The organism is Paraburkholderia sp., assembly GCF_047605525.1.
In the GTDB taxonomy this organism is placed as follows: domain Bacteria; phylum Pseudomonadota; class Gammaproteobacteria; order Burkholderiales; family Burkholderiaceae; genus Paraburkholderia.
This window is the reverse complement of sequence record NZ_JASGFN010000002.1, coordinates 290,490-307,727: the sequence shown is the minus strand read 5'-3', so window position 1 is coordinate 307,727 and position 17,238 is coordinate 290,490. Positions and strand designations below refer to the sequence as shown.

Below are 17,238 nucleotides of genomic sequence, written 5' to 3'. Positions count from 1 at the left end.
GGATCAGAAGCGCGGATTCTTGCCGCTGAAGCTCGGGTCGTACTTTTGCATCTGCTTCAGGTCATCGCGATTGCGCACGCCGCACGACAGGTACTGCGCGTGCAGTTCGGCGAGCTGTTCACGATCGAGTTCGACGCCGAGGCCCGGCGTGGTCGGCACGCGCACCGAGCCGTTGTCGAAGCTCACGCGTCCGCCCTTGATCACTTCTTCCTCCTGCCACGGGTAGTGCGTGTCGCACGCATAGGTCAGGTTCGGAATGCTCGCCGCGACGTGCGTCATCGCCATCAGGCTGATGCCGAGGTGCGAGTTCGAGTGCATCGACATGCCGAGGTCCCACAGCTTGCACATGCGCGCGAGCGTCTGGGTCGCGCGCAGGCCGCCCCAGTAGTGATGATCCGACAGCAGCACCTTGACCGAACCCATTTCGGCGCCGCGCCGGAAATCGTCCATCGTCGTGATCACCATGTTGGTCGCGAGCGGCAGGCGCGTGTGCTTCGCGAGTTCGGCCATGCCTTCGAGTCCCGGACACGGGTCTTCGTAGTACTCGAGCAGTTCGTCGAGTTGCGGGGCGGCCGCGATGCTCGTTGCGAGCGTCCAGTTGGCGTTCGGGTCGAGGCGCAGCGGCACGCCGGGGAATGCCTGATGCAGCGCGCGCATGCAGGCGATTTCGTGCGCGGGTTCGAACACGCCGCCTTTCAGCTTGATGCTCTGGAAACCGTACAGGTCGATCATGCGGCGCGCCTGCGCGACGATCTGTTCCGGGCTCAAGCCTTCGCCCCAGGCGTCGGGCGCATAGGGCTTGTCGACGTGCTCGGCGTACTTGAAGAACAGGTACGCGCTGTAGGGCACCGCGTCGCGCACTTTGCCGCCGAGCAGGTCGACGATCGGCGCGCCGACGATTTGCCCTTGCAGGTCGAGCATCGCGACTTCCAGCGCGCTGATCACCTTCGGCGCGTTCTTCGCCGAGTGCGAACCGGGCGCGAGTTCGAATTCGACCGCGCCGGGGGCTGCCTTGATCGTGGCCCGCACGCGTTCTTCCATGCGGTTGAGGTCGAACGGCGACAGGCCGGTCACCAGTGCCTTCGCCTCGTCGAGCACGCGCAGCATCGGCTCGTCGCCGTAGGTTTCGGAGATGCCGACGCGGCCGTCGCTCGTCTCCAGCTCGAGGATCGCGCGCAGCGCCCAGGGTTCGTGGATCCCGGCGGCGTTCAGCAGCGGGCCGTCGCGAAAGGCGATCGGAGTAATTCGCACCTGCGTGATGGTGGTGTCGCGAGTCATGGTGGCAGTCGGCAATCGAAGGATGGGAAGAGGATGGAACGGATAGTAAAGCACTAATGTATTAGTACGTCAGTGGGGTAAATACTGATCCGCCGGTGCGGCGAAATCCGCTGTCAGGCCCGCTGGAAGGGGCTGGCGTCGGCTATAGTGCTAGTGTTTCAGCAGGCGGACGCGGCCCGATTGGGCGACCGGCCTGCGTCCACGCTTCAGTTCCAGCCATGAAAAATCACGTTTCCCGGTCGGCGGTGACGCACCGCATCGACCGCTCCCGTCACGCCGCGCCGCAAATTTTCGAACGGCTGCGCGGCATGATCCTGTCTCTCGAACTGACGCCCGGCACGGTGCTGTCGCGTGTCGAGCTGGCGAACCAGTACGGTTTGAGCCAGACGCCGGTGCGCGACGCGCTGATGAAGCTCGGCGAGGAAGGCCTCGTCGACATCTATCCGCAGCACGCGACCGTCGTCAGCCAGATCAACGTGACGTCCGCGTTGCAGGCGCATTTCCTGCGCCGCTCGATCGAACTGGAAGTCGTGCGCACGCTCGCGGAGCAGCGCGACGCCGTGCTGATCGCGCAGTTGCGCGCCACCATCGCGGGGCAGACGCAACTGCTGGATCTGAAGAACTACGAGCAGTTCTCGCTGCTCGACCAGGCGTTTCACCGGCAGATGTACGAGGCAGCGGGCGTGCCGCAGCTATGGGACCTGGTGCGCAGGCTGAGTGGCCACATCGACCGGCTGCGCCGCCTGAATCTGCCGGTGGAGGGCAAGACGCTGGCGGTGGTGCGCGATCACACCGAGATCGTCGACGCGATCGAACAGGGCGATGTGACGGCCGCGCAAGCCGCGCTACGCAAGCATCTGTCGGGGACGCTGAGCCAGATCGATCAGATTCGCGCGAGTCATCCGAATTTCCTCGCGGATGATTGAAGGTGCGAGCAACGGCAGGTGGATGCGGCGGGCGGCGATAGCCCTGGAGATTTCCTGAGCGTGCCGCGCTACGTGCGATGCGGCCCGACGATGCCCAGCCGCGCGATCCGCCGGTACAGCGTCGCGCGCGACATGCCGAGCGCCTGCGCGGCCGCGTTCGGACGCCAATGGCAGCGGGTGAGCGCCGCGACGATCCGTGCGCGTTCGTCGTCCGCGGCGGCTCGCCGCGCGGGGTCCGTGGTGATAGCGGGCGTTGCAACAGGCGCGGCAACACACGCGAGTTGCGCCGCGACGTCCGGCGACACGTGCCGCAACTCGACGCGCGCCGAATCGCAGACCGCGCACGCATAGCGCAGCACGTTGCGCAACTGCCGGATATTGCCGGGCCACGCGAAAGCGGCAAGACGCTCCGCAAGCTGCGGATCGAGCATCAGCACATGGCCGGCCGCCTGGGCTTCCTCGTTGAACACCGCGTCGATCACGTCGCGGATGTCGGCGCGCTCGCGCAGCGGCGGCATCCGCAGCGTCGCGCCGTTCAGGCGATAGTAAAGATCTTCGCGGAACGATCCCGCCTCGACCATTTGCATGAGATCGCGGTGCGTCGCGCAGATCACGTCGATATCCACGCGCACCGGCGTATCGCCGCCGAGCGGCACCACTTCGCCTTCGGCGAGCACACGCAGCAGGCGTGTTTGCAGGCCGAGCGGCATGTCGCCGATTTCATCGAGAAACAGCGTGCCGCTATGCGCGAGCGCGATCTTGCCGCGTGCGCCGCGACTGCGTGCCCCGGTGAACGCGCCGGGCGCGTAGCCGAACAGTTCGCTTTCGATCAGCGGCTCGGGAATCGCGCCGCAATTGACGGCGACGAATGGTCGCGTACGCCGCGAACCCGAGTCGTGCACCGCGCGCGCGAACACTTCCTTGCCGACGCCGGTTTCGCCGAGCAGGAGAATCGGCAGCCGCTTGCCGGCGATCCGCAATGCGACTTCCGCGTTGCGCGCGATCCGTTCGTCCTGGCTGTGCAGGAAGCGGCTCATCGCGCCGAGGCTGTTGTCCGTACGCAGCTCGCTTTGGCGGGCCGCGAACGCCGGGCGAGCCGCGCGCTTCATCGGCGCGCGAATGCGCGCGTACAGCATCGCGCCCGTCGCGCGCAGCCGCAGCGCCACGATCATGTCGGTGCGCGCGACGTCGTGCAGACGCACATCGGACGTGTCGAACAGCTCGTCGATATGACGCGGACCGTCGAGGCCCGCGATGCTCTCGTGCGCCTTGCGGTTCGCAGCGGCGATATTGCCGCATTCGTCGAATGCGATCAGCACTTCGGGTTGCGCTTCGACGAAATGGCGGTTTTGATGGCCGAACAGGATCCAGTGCTGCGCGGTCTGATTCAGGAAGTAGCCGTCTTCGATCAGACTCGCGCTTTGCCGCACCAGTTGAAAGACCAGCCCCTGGCTGTCGCGATTGTCCGGCGACCGGATCGCCGACGCATCGAGCACGCCGATCAGCTCGCCGGTCGGCGCGAAGATCGGCGACGCGCTGCACGTGAGTGTCGTGAACGCGGCGCGGAAGTGATCGGTCTTGTGCACGGTGATCGGCGCGAGATCGGTGAGCACGTTCGCGATGCCGCACGTGCCTTCCTCGCGCTCGGACCAGCACGAGCCGATATACAGCCCCGCATGCTTGAAGTCGTTGCGCCGGTCGCGATCGATCCGGTAGTCGATCGTGACGCCGTGCGCGTCGGACAGCATCACGCAATAGTCGGCGACACGAATCATCTCGTGCAGCCGCGTCAGGCACTGGCCCGACGCGCGCAGAAAGGCTTCCTCCTTGCCCTGGACTTCGCGCAGCTCCGCGGACGACAGCACGCGCGGGCCGATCACGGAACCGGGGTCGAGCCGGTACTGCTCATACGAGCGTTGCCACGACGACACGAGGCGGGGCGAATTGGCGGGGGCGGGCAGACGTCCTTCGATGGCCCCGCGTACGCGATCGATGTGCTGCGTTTGAGAAACGTAAGGCATGGCCGGCTCCGGACGAGCGACACCGAGTAGGGCAGGTTCCCGTCTTGTAGCACATTCGCCCTGGGCAATCACATTGCGGCGCAGCACGCGCGACACGTGAGACGAATGTCTCAGGTGTCGGCGAGACGCGGGTCTCATCGCGCAAACGCACGTCCGGCGCGGCACAGGGCCGGCGCCGCGGCGTGCCGCGAGACATGAACACGCCGCGGGCCCTGCTCGTGAGACACATCCGGCATCGCAACGCACATCCGATGAACGCGGCCGCCGCCGCCCGGCGTGCGCGCCAGCCCTTTGCACAAGGGGTTTTCCGTCCATGCGCCGCGCGCGAAAGTGCCTGGCCCGACCTTTGCAGTATCGCTGGCGGACAGCAGCAAACACGCAACGCAAACGCACACAAACGTGCTTTCGCCACAACGAGTCCGTGCTTCAGGAGACAAGCCAGTGTTATCGCCCATCACCGTCGGCGTGATCGCGAACCCCGCCTCGGGCCGCGATATCCGGCGCCTCACCACGCATGCATCGGTCTTTCCGACCTCCGAGAAAGCGAATATGGTCGTGCGCCTGCTCGCGGGCCTCGGCATGTTCGGCGTCGGTCGCGTGCTGACGTTGCGCGATCGGACCGGTGTCGCCGCCTTGGTGTTGCGCGCGCTCGAAACGCATGCGGCCGTGGCCGAGCCGCAGCCTTGGCCCGACGTCGAATTCCTCGATCTGCCGATCACCGACAGCGTGACGGACACCCATGCGGGTGTCGCGCGCATGGTCGGCATGGGCGTCGATCTGATCGCGGTGCTGGGTGGCGACGGCACGCATCGCGCGGTCGCCGCGCATTGCGGCGACGTGCCGCTGCTGACGCTGTCGACCGGCACCAACAACGCGTTTCCGGAGCTGCGCGAAGCGACGGTGGCCGGCCTCGCGGGCGCGCTCGCCGCATCGGACCTCGTGCCGCCCGATGTCGCGTTGACGCGCAACAAACGTCTCGTGGTCCGCTGCGTTGCGGGCCCGCACAAGGGGCGCGAAGAGATCGCGCTGGTCGACGTGTGCGTGAGCCGCCAGCGCTTCGTCGGCGCGCGGGCCGTCTCCGAGCCGTCGGATATCGAAGCGCTTTTTCTTACGTTCGCGGCGCCGGACGGCATCGGCCTGTCGGCGATCGGCGGCGCGTGGGCACCGGTCGAGCGCAGCGCGCCGTACGGACTGCATCTGACGTTCGCGCGCGCGGGCGAATCCGGCGTGCCGATCTTCGCGCCGCTTGCGCCGGGCCGCGTCGATCGGGTCACGATGCGCACCTGCGAGCGTTTCGAAGCCGGCTGCTGGACGCCGTTGCATACCGAACAGGGAACGCTCGCCTTCGACGGCGAGCGCGAGATCGAACTGGAACGCGACGACCGCTACGAGATCGCGCTCGACTGGGCGGGTCCGCTCACCGTCGACGTCGGCCGCACGCTGCGCTATTGCGCGTCGCGGCAGTTGATGCGCGAAGTGGCCGCGCATCGGAAGTAACCCTTGCGGGAGGAAGCGAACGCCTGAAGCAACGCGTACTGAAGTAGCAGTGACCATCGAGATCATTCAAGGAGACACACCATGTCTGTTTCAACGCAGTTGAGCAAGGAAAAGCTGCTGGACGCGTACCGGATGATGCGCACGATCCGCGAGTTCGAGGAGCGTCTGCACGTCGAATTCGCGACCGGCGAGATACCCGGCTTCGTGCACCTGTATGCGGGCGAGGAGGCGTCCGCGGTCGGCACGATGATGCATCTGAACGACGCGGACTACGTCGCGACCACGCACCGCGGCCACGGCCACTGCATCGCGAAGGGCGTCGACGTGCGCGGGATGATGGCCGAAATCTACGGCCGCAGCACCGGTGTGTGCCGCGGCAAGGGCGGCTCGATGCACATCGCCGATCTGTCGAAAGGGATGCTCGGCGCCAACGGGATCGTCGGCGCCGGCGGGCCGCTCGTGTGCGGCGCGGCGCTTGCCGCGAAGCTCAAAAAGACCGGTGGAGTGGGCGTGTGCTTCTTCGGCGACGGCGCGTCGAACCAGGGCGTGATCTTCGAATCGATGAATCTGGCTTCCGTGTGGCGCCTGCCGGCGATCTTCGTCGCGGAGAACAACGGCTATGCGGAGGCGACGTCGTCGACGTGGTCGGTCGCGTCCGACAACATCGCCGACCGCGCGAGCGGCTTCGGGATGCCCGGCGTGATCGTCGACGGCTTCGATTTCTTCGCGGTGCATGAAGCGCTCGGCGCGGCGATCGAGCGAGCGCGCAACGGCGGCGGCCCGACGCTCGTCGAAGTGAAGCTCTCGCGCTATTTCGGCCACTTCGAAGGCGACGCGCAAACCTATCGCGCGCCCGGCGAAGTGCAGAAGCTGCGCGATGAAAAAGACTGCCTGAAGCGCTTCGAGGAGCGCGTGGTGCGCGCCGAAATGCTCAAGTCCGACGAACTGCGCGGCATCGATGCGGAAGTGAAGCAGTTGATCGACGCCGCGGTGACGGACGCGAAGGCCGCGCCCTTGCCGGGCGCCGCCGACCTGCTGACCGACGTCTACGTGTCGTATCCGTAACGCGCACCGCGAACCATTCAATCTTTAGCTTTGCATGGGATCGGAGCGACAGCTAAAGCGCTAATTCCGATCGACAGGAGACAGTCATGGCACGGAAGATTACGTTTTCTCAGGCAATCAACGAAGCGCTGAGCCAGGAGATGGCGCGCGACGAAAGCGTCATCGTAATGGGCGAGGACAACGCGGGGGGCGCGGGCTCCCCCGGCGAACAGGACGCGTGGGGCGGTGTGCTCGGCGTCACGAAAGGGCTCTTTCACAAATATCCGGGGCGCGTGCTCGACACGCCGCTGTCCGAGGGCGGCTTCATCGGCGCGGCGGTCGGCGCGGCCGCGTGCGGGCTGCGCCCGGTGGCCGAGCTGATGTTCATCGACTTCATGGGCGTGTGCTTCGACCAGATCTTCAATCAGGCCGCGAAGTTCCGCTACATGTTCGGCGGCAAGGCGGTGACGCCGGTCGTCATCCGCACGATGCAGGGCGCCGGCTTGCGCGCGGCCGCGCAGCACTCGCAGATGCTGACCTCGCTCTTTACGCACATACCCGGCCTGAAAGTGGTGTGCCCGTCGACGCCGTACGACGCGAAGGGCCTGCTGATCCAGGCGATTCGCGACAACGATCCGGTGATTTTCTGCGAGCACAAGCTGCTGTATGGCCGCGAGGGCGACGTGCCGGAAGAGTCGTATGCGATTCCGTTCGGCGAAGCGAACGTGGTCCGCGAAGGCGATGACGCGACGATCGTGACCTATGGCCGCATGGTTCATCACGCGACGGACGCCGCCGAAAAACTCGCGAAGGAGGGCATCCAGGCCGACGTGATCGACTTGCGCACGACGTCGCCGCTCGACGAGGACACGATCCTCGAAAGCGTCGAGCGCACCGGACGCGTGGTCGTGGTCGACGAGGCGAATCCGCGTTGCTCGATCGCGACGGACATTGCCGCGCTCATCGCGCAGCGCGCGTTCCATTCGCTGAAGGCGCCGATCGAACTCGTGACCGCGCCGCATACACCCGCGCCTTTCGCAGGCGTGCTCGAAGATCTGTATATCCCGTCGGCGGAGAACATCGCCGCGGCGGTGCGGAAAGTAAGGAGCTGAGCAATGCCGATTCACATGATTACGATGCCCAAGTGGGGCCTGTCGATGGAGCAGGGGCAGGTCAACGGCTGGCTGAAAGAGGTCGGCGAGAAGGTCGCGAAGGGCGACGAAGTGCTCGACGTCGAGACCGACAAGATTTCGTCGGGCGTCGAGTGCGCTTTCGACGGCGTGCTGCGCAAGCAGATCGCGCAGCAGGGCGACACGCTGCCGATCGGCGCGCTGCTCGGCGTCGTGGCCGACGAAGCGACATCCGACGCCGAGATCGACGCGGCGGTCGAAGCGTTTCAGCGTGACTTCGTGCCGGCTACCGCCGACACTGCGGACGCCGGGCCGCAGCCGGAGAAAGCGCAGATCGGCGGGCGCACCGTGCGTTACCTGAAGATCGGCGACGGCGGCACGCCGGCGGTGCTGATTCACGGCTTCGGCGGCGATCTGAACAACTGGCTCTTCAATCACGCGGATCTCGCCGCGCATCGCGCAGTGTGGGCGCTCGATCTGCCGGGGCATGGCGAGTCGGGCAAGGCGGTCGGGAGCGGCAGCATCGACGAACTGGCCGACAGCGTGATCGCGTTCCTCGATGACCGGGGCATCGAGCGCGCGCATCTCGTCGGTCATTCGATGGGTGGCGCCGTGTCGATGGCGGTCGCCGCGAAAGCGCCCGAACGCGTCGCGTCGCTGGCGTTGATCGCGGGCGCGGGGCTCGGCGAAGAGATCAACCGCGAGTACATCGAAGGCTTTGTCGAGGGCAGCAGCCGCAACGCGCTGAAGCCGCATCTGGTGAAGCTCTTCGCGGACGGGTCGCTCGTCACGCGGCAACTGGTCGAAGACATCGTCAAGTACAAGCGGCTCGAAGGCGTGAACGACGCGTTGCGCAAGATTGCCGCGTCCGCGTTCGAAGGCGGCGTGCAGCGCCGTGTCTATCGCGACCGGCTCGATACGCTCGCGCCGCGCACGCTGGTGATCTGGGGCGCGCAGGACCAGATCATTCCCGCCGCGCATGCGCAGGGCCTGCCCGGGGAAGTGCGCGCGCACGTGATCGACGGCAAAGGGCACATGGTGCAGATGGAGGCCGCATCGGAAGTGAACCGCCTGCTCAACGAGTTCTTCGGATAGTCGCGATGGACGCCGCCCTTCATACCGACAGCGTCACGGCGCTTGGCCAGCATGGCAAGCGCAACCGCGACAAGCTCGCCCGCATTCCGGTGAAGATCGTGCCGGCGGACAGCTCGACCGTATTGCCGAAGCCGCCCTGGCTGCATGCGCGGCCGATGATGAGTGAAACCGTCGCGGGTATGGCGGCGATTCTGCGCGAGCACAAGCTGCATTCGGTCTGCGAGGAGGCGATGTGTCCGAACATCGGCGAGTGTTTCGCGCGGCGCACCGCAACGTTCATGATCATGGGAGGGATCTGCACGCGGCGCTGCGCGTTCTGCGACGTCGCGCATGGACGGCCGCAAGCGCTCGACGACGATGAGCCCGCGCGGCTCGCCGACGCCGTCGCGGCGCTCGGGCTGCGCTACGTCGTGATTACGTCGGTGGACCGCGACGACCTGCGCGACGGCGGCGCCGCGCACTTCGCGCGCTGTATCGCGCTCGTGCGCGAGCGTGTGCCGGGCATTCGCGTCGAAATCCTGACGCCGGATTTTCGTGGCCGAATCGACCGGGCGCTCGACGCGCTCTCCATTGCGTGGCCGGACGTATTCAATCACAACATCGAGACGGTGCCGTCGCTGTATCGGGCGGCGCGGGCCGGCGCGGACTATGGCGGTTCGCTCGAACTGCTTGCGCGCGCGAAACGCCGCAATGCTGGGGTCTTGACCAAGTCCGGGCTGATGGCCGGTCTCGGCGAAACCGACGACGAACTGCTCGCGACGATGCGGGATCTGCGCGCGCACGATGTCGACGTTCTGACGATCGGCCAGTATCTCGCGCCGTCGCGCTATCACATGCCGGTGCGGCGCTACGTGCCGCCCGCGACGTTCTACGTGCTGCGCGACGAAGGGCTGAAGATGGGTTTTGCCGATGTGGTGGCGGGGCCGCTCGTGCGTTCGTCTTATCACGCGGATCAGGTTGCGGCAATTTGATGCTCAGCGGGCGCCATGGACATATTTCAGAAGGCCGCGCTTTACGGCCTTGTAAAGCGTCGCGCCAAGATCCTCTTCCATTTCTTTTTCGGTCTGCTTGAGTGCGGCGTGGAAGTTCTCGAGCCAGTCTCTGCCCTTCTCGGTGAACAGCACGACCTTCGCGCGCCCGTCCGTCGGATCCTGTTCCCGTTTCACGATTCCGAGTGCCTCGAGCTGAATCACGAGTTCTCCGATCGACTGTTTGGTCATTGACGCCCGGCGCGCGAGCTCGACCGCGCGGGTCCCTTCGAGATCGAGATTCCGCGTGACGGTGATGTGGCTGAGCGTGCACTCGTCGTGGCCGGCGAGCGCCATTTTCTCCAGCACGCTTTCCTCGAACCGGTGCACGGCCTCGTTGAGCAGCCTGCCAATGTTCGTGACTCGCCAGGCGTCGCCCGCTTGCGCAGGCGCCGGGTCGCCACGCATTGCCGGGCGCGTTGTCGTTCTATTCCGTTTGCTGGTCGTATCGGGTTTCACTGCCATATTCGTTGCTGTTCTTGGCTAAAAGGCGTCCATAACTTCGGCTACGGGCAAGTATATCGTTGCGGCAACGCCCGGGGGAAACCCTGACTTGTCGATATAGACAGGCAGTCTTACTATCTCGCCACAGTCAGGCAGCCTTACCATTTGCGATGTCAGGCCGCCATGCGATGCATCAATCCCAATAGCAGACGTTAGGAATATGGAAACGATTCGAGTTGACGTGATGATTTGTGGCGGCGGCCCGTGCGGTCTCATGCTGGCCAACGAGCTCGGCCGCCGCGGAATCTCCGTGTTTCTCGCCGACGACAAGGCGAGTACCGCATTCAATCCCCAGGCCAACGCTACGCAGGCCCGGACCATGGAGCATTTCCGCCGGCTGGGTTTTTCGGAGGACATCCGTGCGCAGGGACTGCCCCCCGACTTTCCGACCGATATTGCCTATTTCACCCGCTACGCGGCGCACGAACTTGCGCGCTTCAGGCTGCCGTCCGCGCAGGATGCGAAGCTCAAGGCGAGAGAACTGAAAGGCTCGTGGAGCGCGGCGGAACTGCCGCACCGGGTTTCGCAAAAGTACGTGGAGGCCGTGCTCAGACGACAGGCAGAGCAGTTGCCGGGCGTAACGATCCGTTATGGACACCGGGTGGTCGATTTCACGGAACAGGCCGACGGTGTGGAAACCACCGTTCGCGATCAGCACGGCGCGGTACCTTTCGTTGTGCAAAGCCGGTATCTGGTCGGCGCGGACGGCCCGCGGAGTTTTATCCGCGAGCGCTTGGGGTTCCGGTACGCCGGCGAGACCGGCATTACACGCGACTTCATGGGCGGCCGGATGTTCGCCGTCTACGTGCGCTGTCCGGATTTCTACCGTCGTATTCCGCATGCGCCCGCATGGATGAACGTGACCTTCAACCAGGACCGCCGCGCATTCATGGCAGCGGTCGATGGCAACGGAGAATTCGCGTTTCACACGCAGCTACGTCCGCACGAAAAGGAAGATACGATCACGGATGCCGATGCGCGCGCGCTCTTTATTGCGGCGACCGGCGTCGATCTCGATGTGGAGGTGCTTTCCAGAGGAGGCTGGACGGCCGGGCACTCGCTGGTCGCCGAGCACTTTCAGCGGGGACGTGTATTCCTCGGCGGCGACGCGGTCCATCTTTTCACGCCGACCGGCGGGCTCGGCTACAACACCGCGGTGGAAGACGCCGTCAACCTCGGCTGGAAACTGGCCGCGGTATCGAAGGGAAAAGCGGGCGCCGGCCTGCTCGATACGTATGAGCTCGAGCGGCGTCCGCTGGCGATCAGGAACACCGGCTATGCGCGGGCATTTGCCGACTCGCTGGGCCTCTTCACTCCGGTCGAGGAAATCGAGGAGAGCAGCGCCCGTGGAGAAGCCGCGCGCCTCGAAGCCGGGAAATATCTTGGCCAGCATGGGCGTGCGGAATTCAACATTCCGGGTATCACGTTCGGCGGACGCTACGACGGTTCGCCGGTCATCGTGGCGGACGGATCGGCGCCGCCGCCCGATGCGCCGAATGTCTACACGCCGACGGCCTGTCCCGGCGGCCGGCCGCCGCACGCGTGGCTGAAAGACGGCTCGTCGCTGTTCGACGCGTTTGGATTCGAGTGGACGCTGCTGGTGCTCGGTCCGGTTGCGGCAGACGCGGCACCGTTCACATCGGCGATGAATCAGGCCGGCGCGGATCTGCGGGTGGTCCGGATCGCGGATCCCGAGATCCTTGCGCTTTACGAGGCGCCCCTCGTGCTGATTCGTCCGGACCAGATCGTCGCGTGGCGTGGAGAGAGTAGCGTCGAGGCCGCCGGTATCGTGAATAGGGTACTCGGTCGTCACGGCTCGACGCCGGAGCACGAGCCCCACGATTTCCGCGCGCGCGGTAATCTGATTTCCGGAGTGCATCAGTGACAGCAAGCTTTATGTACGACATCAATCCGGGCCGCGTCCTGTTCGGGCCGGGAACGCTGGATGCGGTATCGGACGAGATCAGGCGGCTCGGCGCGAAACGCGCGCTGGTCCTTTCCACGCCCTTCCAGCGCGCGGATGCGCGGAAGCTGGCCGAACGTCTCGGTCCGCTGGCGGCGGGCGTGTTCAGCGAAGCCGCGATGCACACGCCGGTAGCCGTGACGCTCGACGCGATGGCGGCGTTCGAAGCGTCCGGCGCGGACTGCCTGGTGGCGCTCGGCGGTGGTTCGACCATCGGGCTGGGCAAGGCCATCGCGTGGCGCAACGACGCCCCTCAGATCGTGGTCGCCACGACTTATGCGGGGTCCGAGGTAACGCCAATCCTCGGACAGACCGAAGACGGCATCAAGACGACGGTTCGGGACCGCAAGATCCTGCCGGAAGTGGTGATCTACGACCCGACGCTGACGCTCGAGCTGCCCGTGGCAATGAGCATCACCAGCGGGCTGAACGCGATCGCGCATGCGGTGGAGGGCGTGTATGCGCGGGACCGCAATCCGGTGTCTTCGCTGATGGCCGTCGAAGGCGTGCGAGCGCTGCGTGACGCGCTGCGCGTGATCGTGAGCGAGCCGGACGATCTGTCCGCCCGAACGGAAGCGCTTTACGGCTCCTGGCTGTGCGGCTCGGTGCTGGGGACCGTCGGCATGGCGCTGCATCACAAGCTCTGCCACACGCTCGGCGGCAGCTTCGACCTGCCGCATGCGGAAACGCACGCGATCGTGCTGCCGCATTCGGTGGCGTATAACGCACAGGCGGCCGCCGCGGAACTGCGGCCGTTGGCCGACCTGTTCGGCGGCCCGATCGGCGAGGCGCTGCACGATTTCGCCGGTTCTCTCGGCGCGCCGCTCGCGCTGCGTGATCTTGGACTCGAGGAATCGCAACTCGACCTCGCCGCCGATCTGGCGGTGGAAAACCCGTACTGGAATCCGCGCCCGGTCGAGCGGGACGCCGTTCGCGCGCTGTTGCAGCGCGCCTGGGAAGGCGCGCGGCCTGCGTGATGCGAGTGATGGCACTGACTTAGGAATCGTTCACCAACGGAAATGATCATGTCCCAGTATTTCAACGAAGCAGGTTCGGTAGAGGCCGTCAATTCGCGTATGGGGCCGGACGTCACTCCCCGGCTGAAGGAAGTCATGACTTCTCTGGTGGCTCATCTTCATGCGTTCGTGAAGGACGTTCGTCTCACCCAGCAGGAATGGGAATTCGCAATCGATTTCCTGACACGCACCGGCCAGATCTGCAGCGAGGAGCGCCAGGAGTTCATTCTGCTGAGCGACACGCTCGGGGTGTCGATGCTGGTGGATGCGATCAACAATCGCCGTCCGCCGGCCGCGACCGAGAACACGGTGATGGGGCCGTTCCATGTGGCCGGCGCGCCCGCGCGCGAAATGGGCGCGCGCATTTCGTTCGACGGGAAGGGCGAGAGCTGCCTGTTCGAAGGCCGTGTCGTCGACCTGCGGGGCAATCCGGTCACCGGCGCGTGCATTGACGTGTGGTCCGACAACGCCGATGGGTTTTATGACGTGCAGCAGCCCGGCATCCAGCCTGAGTGGAACAACCGGGGTGTTTTCACGACCGGCGAGGACGGCCGTTACAGCTTCGTCGGCATCAAGCCGGTGTCCTATCCGATTCCGCACGATGGCCCGGTCGGCATGATGCTCGACGCGCTTGGCCGCGGTCCGTATCGACCTGCGCACATGCACTTCATGGTGATGGCCGAGGGCTTCCAGAAGGTCGTCACCCACACCTTCGTCGGCGACGACACCTACATCGCGCGCGATGCCGTATTCGGCGTCAAGCAGACGCTGGTGGCGCCGTTCGAACGCGTCGACGGCGGCGAGACGATCTGGCGATCGCGGTTCGATTTCGTGTTGACGCCGGTGTGAAACCGCCGGGAGCACCCGAAAAACGGGGAAGCTCCTCAAAAAATAATCTGAACACCTGAGATGCCCGACCGAGGCACGAAGAGGAGACACAGGATGGCTGGCTTTATCACACCCGCCGGTTTGGGCGAAGACGCGCTCACCGCGCTCGATGACAGAATCGGCAGACAGGGCGCCGGCGCAACCGTGGATATCGGGGCGCTGCTCGACGATGGTCCGTTCACCCGGTTTCAGAAGCTTATCGTTCTGCTGGCTGCTCTCGCGGTCATCTTCGACGGGTGCGACACGCAGATGATCGGCTTTGCCATTCCCGTGCTGATCAAGGAATGGGGTATTTCGCGCAACGCGTTTGCACCGGTGGTTGCCGCAGGACTCGCGGGCATGGGCATTGGAAGTGCATGCGCCGGATTGATCGCGGACCGCTTCGGGCGGCGCTGGGCGGTCATCGGCAGCGTGCTCGTATTCGGCATTGCAACCGGCGCAATCGGCTTTGCCCCGAACGTCGCGGTCATTGCGCTGCTGCGCTTCGTGGCGGGACTTGGCATCGGCGGCGCGGTGCCGACCTGCGCGACATTGACCGCGGAATACACACCGGCCAGGTTTCGCACGGTCGCCATCACGATCACGATTCTCTGCATACCGCTGGGCGGGATGTTCGCTGGACTGTTCTCCAGCGTGATCCTCGGCACGCATGGTTGGCGCACGCTGTTCTTTACCGGCGGAGCCTTGCCGCTCGTTCTGGCGATCGTGCTGATGCTGGTGCTGCCGGAGTCGCCGCGTTTCCTTTCGCGCCGTCCGCGCCGCTGGGGCGAGCTGACGAAGCTGCTCGGCCGCATGGCACGACACGTACGGGGTGACGTGCAATTCGTCGATGCCCGCGAGCAGGGCGCCGAGCGGCATCTTGGATTCACGGCGCTCTTCAAGGACGGCCGCGCGGCGGATACGCTCGCTATCTGGTGCGCCTTCTTCATGTGCCTGCTGGCCGTCTATGCGGCCTTTAGCTGGCTGCCGACGATGTTGGCCAACGAGGGCCTGTCGGTACAGCAGGCGGGTTATGGATTGACCCTGTATAACCTCGGCGGCGCGCTCGGTGCACTCGCATGCGCGCTGGTCATTACGCGATTCGGCTCTCGTGTGCCGTTGATCCTGTGCTGCGTGGGCGCGGCCGTCAGTGTGTCGTTACTGATGACCGTGAATCTCGTGCAGCACGTGACGGTGACGATGGCCGGATTATTCGCACACGGGCTGTTCGTCAATGCGGTACAGGTGGCGATGGTGGCGCTTTGCGCGCACGTCTATCCGACCGGCGTGCGCGCGACGGGCACCGCGTCGGCTTTTTCCTTCGGACGGGTGGGTTCCATCGTCAGTGCCTTTGCAGGGGCGGCGGTCATTACCGCGGGCGGTGCATCGTCGTACCTTCTGATGCTGGCTGCCGCGATGGCGATCGTGCTCGTTGCGCTCGCGCTCGTGCGGCGGCATATTCCGCGCGCGGTTTGATGCGGGTTGCAGTAGTACCCGGCAGCAGAATATCAACCGCGTCGATGCGCGCGCGGCCGCTCCTTCCTGAAGCACCCATACCCGATCACACCAACGGGAATCGCGAGCAGCACCCACGCAAACGCGCGCGCCGTGTCGGCATCGATCAACAATGCCAGCGCCAATCCCGCCAGAATCGCCACGTTGATGACCACCGGCATCAGCCACACGCGCAGGTTCGTTCTAGTCATCGGCAGTCGCCTCGTGAGTCGTGACAGCGGAAGGCGCAGCCTGCAACCGGAGCGCGTCGATGCGCGCGCGCACCGCATCGCGCCGCTTCCACCACAGACACAGTCCGCTGACGAGCACCGCGATCGCGACCAGATCCAGCAGGATCCACAGCACCTTCAGCGGGAATCCGCCGTAGTCGCCGAAATGCAGCGGCTGCGCGATCAGGATCGCCGTCAGATACCACGGCAGGCGGGCGGTCGCCGATAGCGCGCCGGTCTGCGCATCGACCATCACCGGCTGCAACAGACGCGAAGTCAGCGTCGTATCGCCGCGCAGAAACACCATGTAGTGATGCGGCGTCGAGAAGCGGCTGCCCGGATAGCCGACGAAGGCGACCTGCATGCCGGGGACCGCCCGCATCGCGGTGTCGAGCGCCTGCTGCGCGCCACGCGGCGGCGCCGCGACGGGCGGCTGACCACGCCAGGGCGCGGTCATCGCCGCCAGTTCGGTCGATTGCCAGTGGCCCAGCAACGGAATCGCCAACGTGTTGATCGTGCCCGTCAGACCCACCACGCAGAGCCACGCGGCCGTCGCGATGCCGGCCAGATTGTGCAGATCGAGCCATTTGAGCCGTGGCGCGCGATCGCGACGCACGGTCCCGAACGGCAGCCGCCGCATGAAGACGCCGTACACGACGATGCCGGATACGACCGACACGACGAACATGAACCCCATCGCGCCGATGAACAGCGTACCCGGCAGACCCGCGAACAGATCCACGTGAAGTTTGCGGATCAGGTACATCGCGCCGCTGCGCTGTTCGATGTCGTGAATCAGCAGGCCGGTGCGCGCGTCGTACTTGTAGACCGCGGTCGCGTCGTTCGAGTCCGCCCGTGTGCCGAGCGACACGAACCAGGCCGGCGAATCGTCGCTTTGCGACACGTAGCGCACCACGTCGCCGGGACGGCGCCGCCGCGCGTCGTCGACCATTGCGTCGATGCTCGCGCGCGTCGTCACGCCGGGCAGCGCGGGCGGCTCGACGGTCGTGCCGCTCCATACGCCGATCTCGTCCTTCAGGATCAGCGGCGCGCCGGTCACGCACAGCAACAGCAGCGACAGCGTGCAGACGAGACTGGTCCAGCGATGAATCCGGTACCAGACCTGGAAGTGCAAATGGCTCATC

15 protein-coding genes are annotated in these 17,238 nt (G+C 65.6%); 10 read left to right on the top strand and 5 right to left on the bottom strand.

Translation table 11 applies throughout. The annotated features are described in order from the left end of the window. Nucleotides 1–3: 3 nt before the first annotated feature. Nucleotides 4–1,278, bottom strand: a complete 1,275-nt coding sequence (locus tag QM685_RS03730) for a glucarate dehydratase family protein (protein ID WP_415112842.1) — start codon at nucleotides 1,276–1,278, stop codon at nucleotides 4–6. A gap of 218 nt (nucleotides 1,279–1,496) precedes the next feature. Here QM685_RS03730 and QM685_RS03725 point away from each other — a divergent pair, with 218 nt between their 5' ends. Continuing rightward, entirely contained in the window at nucleotides 1,497–2,204 is a 708-nt protein-coding gene (locus tag QM685_RS03725; RefSeq protein ID WP_415112841.1) for a GntR family transcriptional regulator, read from the top strand. Between the two features lie 68 nt (nucleotides 2,205–2,272). Here the strand turns inward: QM685_RS03725 and QM685_RS03720 are convergent, their stop codons facing one another. Further along, on the bottom strand, nucleotides 2,273–4,225 hold the full coding sequence (locus QM685_RS03720; RefSeq protein WP_415112840.1) for a sigma-54-dependent Fis family transcriptional regulator: 1,953 nt from the start codon (nucleotides 4,223–4,225) through the stop codon (nucleotides 2,273–2,275). 441 nt (nucleotides 4,226–4,666) lie between these two features. On the opposite strand from QM685_RS03720, the gene QM685_RS03715 reads away from it, so the two are divergent. The 5 genes from QM685_RS03715 (at nucleotide 4,667) to lipA (ending at nucleotide 9,962) form a co-directional block, all read left to right on the top strand. After that, nucleotides 4,667–5,722, top strand: coding sequence for an ATP-NAD kinase family protein (locus QM685_RS03715; RefSeq protein WP_415112839.1), 1,056 nt, complete (start codon nucleotides 4,667–4,669; stop codon nucleotides 5,720–5,722). Nucleotides 5,723–5,803: 81 nt separating this feature from the next. Beyond that, entirely contained in the window at nucleotides 5,804–6,787 is a 984-nt protein-coding gene (locus tag QM685_RS03710; protein WP_415112838.1) for a thiamine pyrophosphate-dependent dehydrogenase E1 component subunit alpha, read from the top strand. An 86-nt stretch (nucleotides 6,788–6,873) separates the two neighbouring features. Then, nucleotides 6,874–7,878 (top strand): alpha-ketoacid dehydrogenase subunit beta, encoded by a 1,005-nt coding sequence (locus QM685_RS03705; protein ID WP_415112837.1) that lies wholly within the window; start codon nucleotides 6,874–6,876, stop codon nucleotides 7,876–7,878. A 3-nt stretch (nucleotides 7,879–7,881) separates the two neighbouring features. Further along, nucleotides 7,882–8,991: an acetoin dehydrogenase dihydrolipoyllysine-residue acetyltransferase subunit gene (locus QM685_RS03700; protein ID WP_415112835.1), complete on the top strand. Its 1,110-nt coding sequence runs from the start codon at nucleotides 7,882–7,884 to the stop codon at nucleotides 8,989–8,991. A gap of 5 nt (nucleotides 8,992–8,996) precedes the next feature. Continuing rightward, on the top strand, nucleotides 8,997–9,962 hold the full coding sequence (gene lipA / locus QM685_RS03695; protein ID WP_415112833.1) for a lipoyl synthase: 966 nt from the start codon (nucleotides 8,997–8,999) through the stop codon (nucleotides 9,960–9,962). A 3-nt stretch (nucleotides 9,963–9,965) separates the two neighbouring features. Here the strand turns inward: lipA and QM685_RS03690 are convergent, their stop codons facing one another. Next, entirely contained in the window at nucleotides 9,966–10,484 is a 519-nt protein-coding gene (locus QM685_RS03690; protein ID WP_415112831.1) for a MarR family winged helix-turn-helix transcriptional regulator, read from the bottom strand. Between the two features lie 199 nt (nucleotides 10,485–10,683). Here QM685_RS03690 and QM685_RS03685 point away from each other — a divergent pair, with 199 nt between their 5' ends. From QM685_RS03685 to QM685_RS03670, 4 genes are all read left to right on the top strand, one after another. After that, a complete protein-coding gene (locus QM685_RS03685) occupies nucleotides 10,684–12,408 on the top strand; it encodes an FAD-dependent oxidoreductase (protein ID WP_415112829.1) in 1,725 nt (574 codons plus the stop codon). Nucleotides 12,409–12,419: 11 nt separating this feature from the next. Then, the gene (locus QM685_RS03680) at nucleotides 12,420–13,463 is read left to right on the top strand and encodes a maleylacetate reductase (protein WP_415113110.1); all 1,044 of its coding nucleotides are present in this window, start codon (nucleotides 12,420–12,422) and stop codon (nucleotides 13,461–13,463) included. Nucleotides 13,464–13,511: 48 nt separating this feature from the next. Beyond that, nucleotides 13,512–14,351 (top strand): dioxygenase, encoded by an 840-nt coding sequence (locus QM685_RS03675; RefSeq protein WP_415112827.1) that lies wholly within the window; start codon nucleotides 13,512–13,514, stop codon nucleotides 14,349–14,351. A gap of 93 nt (nucleotides 14,352–14,444) precedes the next feature. Then, the gene (locus QM685_RS03670; RefSeq protein WP_415112825.1) at nucleotides 14,445–15,845 is read left to right on the top strand and encodes an MFS transporter; all 1,401 of its coding nucleotides are present in this window, start codon (nucleotides 14,445–14,447) and stop codon (nucleotides 15,843–15,845) included. A 32-nt stretch (nucleotides 15,846–15,877) separates the two neighbouring features. Here QM685_RS03670 and QM685_RS03665 read toward each other — a convergent pair whose 3' ends face one another. Continuing rightward, on the bottom strand, nucleotides 15,878–16,075 hold the full coding sequence (locus tag QM685_RS03665; protein ID WP_415112823.1) for a hypothetical protein: 198 nt from the start codon (nucleotides 16,073–16,075) through the stop codon (nucleotides 15,878–15,880). Beyond that, nucleotides 16,068–17,237, bottom strand: coding sequence for a PepSY-associated TM helix domain-containing protein (locus tag QM685_RS03660; RefSeq protein ID WP_415112821.1), 1,170 nt, complete (start codon nucleotides 17,235–17,237; stop codon nucleotides 16,068–16,070). Before QM685_RS03660 ends, QM685_RS03665 begins: the two co-directional genes overlap by 8 nt. Nucleotide 17,238: the final 1 nt, after the last annotated feature.